Origin of the sequence: Sulfuricurvum sp. (assembly GCF_019163035.1) — a bacterium.
In the GTDB taxonomy this organism is placed as follows: Bacteria; Campylobacterota; Campylobacteria; order Campylobacterales; family Sulfurimonadaceae; genus Sulfuricurvum.
Genome location: NZ_JAFLKV010000032.1, coordinates 1 through 2,071 on the forward strand (window position 1 = coordinate 1; position 2,071 = coordinate 2,071).

A 2,071-nucleotide genomic window follows, 5' to 3' on the forward strand; every position below is an offset into this window, starting at 1 on the left:
TTTTGGTTTGATTTTGATCAATGTTTTCATAATATAGGTCCTTATTATCTTTGTTAATTATGCTAAAAGGTTGATCAAATCAACCACATCCGCCGATGGTTACTTTGACGTTTTGTTTCGCGGTGAGGAACGTTCCATCACTCATCTCAGCGATAGCGACAACATCTTGAGTTCCGCCGAGTTTAACACGCGTTCCGAAATACGCTTCACCGTTAGCAGGGGTCAAATAGATGTTTGCACAACGAACATTTCCGTTTTTAGATGCCAATACGTGGATCGCTTTAACGTAATCTTTAGCACTCATCGGGCTATCAACACTGATTTTTACCGGAACAACTGCACCGTTTTCAGCGATTTCAGGGGCTTCCATTTTTACTTTGCTCGATGCGACCAACGCTTTACCGCCGGTAATCGCCGCTACCGCCGTCTCATAGTTCATCTCATTGGGGCCTGCTGACTTTTTCTCCTCAGCCGCACTTGCTATTTGAGGGAGTGCTACCGCACACGCCGCCGCTGCTCCAAAACCTTTTAAAAATGATCTTCTTTCCATCTGAATACTCCTTGAATTTACTTTTTGACTGCTGTGATGTAGGATACCAAATCACACACTTCACGCTCGTTCATTAAACCATTTGCCAAATTAACCGTCATCGCTGATTTCGGATTATCGATACGAGGATCGGAAATTTTTTGATACACGAACTGAGGATTGCGTACACCGCTGTCCATATAAAGTTCTTTGTATTTACTCAAATCAGGTCCGATATTACCGTACCCTTTTGCCCCCTCGATATTGTGACAGGCGACACAGTTACCCATTTGTTTAGGTTTTCCATCCGCTAGTAATCGGGTAAGCCCTTCGGGTGGATTCTCTTTGGCATCTTTCCCGTTTAGATTATGAAAAATGTATTGTCCACGAGCGATGGCAGCTTTATCATCGCTAACACACCCCTGGGGCATCGTATATAGTTTGGCTACAGGAAGGGCATCTTTTTTCAAGATAGCCGTCGCATCCGGACTTTCAATCACCTGCGATAAATCGGCTGCACTTAAAAAAGTAGCAAGACCGAGCATGATTACTTTTCGCATTGGCTCTCCTCTATTTGGTTTTCGAGGAACATTGTAGGACAGGAGTGTAAAATTTATGTAAAAATTTTGAAATTAAGCGGATGTACAAAGAGGAGGATAAAAAGTATAGGTAAACGTACTCCCTTTTCCGTAAACTGAATTGATTTGAAGTTCGATTCCGGCTTTATCGATAATCGATTTGACGATATTCAGCCCGATACCGAATCCCCCTTTGTCCTGATTCTCACGATAGTAGCGCTCAAATATGCGTCCCACATCTTCGATACCGACACCGTCATCGCGAAAGCGAAGAATACAGCTCTCAGGATTGCGTTCCAATATCACTTCGATTTTCCCCTCTTCATTCGAGTACTTGATTGCATTGGAGAGGTTATTATCGATAATACGCTGTAATTGGGTCGGATTAAACACGATCTCGATTTTCTCCTCGATACTCGGTTCAATCGTAATGTTTTTCAATGCCGCCACTTCATGAAAATAGTCACACCGCTCCCTCAAAAATCGGCTAAAATCGATAGGCTCGTATTCAAACGAGAGTCGCTCGTTTTTGATAAGATAATCCATATCATTATAGAGGGTGGAGAGGGTTTTCGTCGCCGCTTTGATCCGTTGCAGATATTTGTTACTCGGATTGGCACGATGGTAGAGGTCGATATTGACGTTGATAATGGAAAGGGGGGTATTGATCTCGTGCATCGAATCTTTGATAAACTGATCCAACCGTTTATTGAGGCGCTGAAACGGCAATGCAAACCGATCCAAGAAAAAGAGGGAGAGGACAAAAAACAGCGCGGCAACCCCGAGCAAGATCATCACCACATCCTGATAGATCCGTGCATACGATATTGTCCCTCCGACGACTAGATACGATGCATCGAAATAACGCCCCTCCGGAAGAGCCACTACTTGATACGCATATCCCTCATGAATGTGGTACCCCACTTTTTGCTCATCAAGAGGAGCTTTTATCAAGGTAAAAATC

Annotated in this window: 3 protein-coding genes; all 3 read right to left on the minus strand. The window is 43.6% G+C overall.

Annotated elements, in window-relative coordinates; translation table 11 throughout:
• Positions 1–79: 79 nt before the first annotated feature.
• Complete coding sequence (gene soxY / locus JZU62_RS02765; RefSeq protein ID WP_295011667.1) at positions 80–550, minus strand: thiosulfate oxidation carrier protein SoxY; 471 nt, start codon at positions 548–550, stop codon at positions 80–82.
• A 17-nt stretch (positions 551–567) separates the two neighbouring features.
• Positions 568–1,089, minus strand: coding sequence for a sulfur oxidation c-type cytochrome SoxX (gene soxX, locus JZU62_RS02770; protein ID WP_295011669.1), 522 nt, complete (start codon positions 1,087–1,089; stop codon positions 568–570).
• A gap of 72 nt (positions 1,090–1,161) precedes the next feature.
• Positions 1,162–2,071 (minus strand): HAMP domain-containing sensor histidine kinase (locus JZU62_RS02775; RefSeq protein WP_295011671.1); only part of this gene is annotated, 910 nt, incomplete at its 5' end.

Bases quoted from the DNA above. Each gene is read 5' to 3' on its own strand.
- soxY (WP_295011667.1), bottom strand. From the start codon at position 550: ATGGAAAGAAGATCATTTTTAAAAGGTTTTGGAGCAGCGGCGGCGTGT.
- soxX (WP_295011669.1), bottom strand. From the start codon at position 1,089: ATGCGAAAAGTAATCATGCTCGGTCTTGCTACTTTTTTAAGTGCAGCC.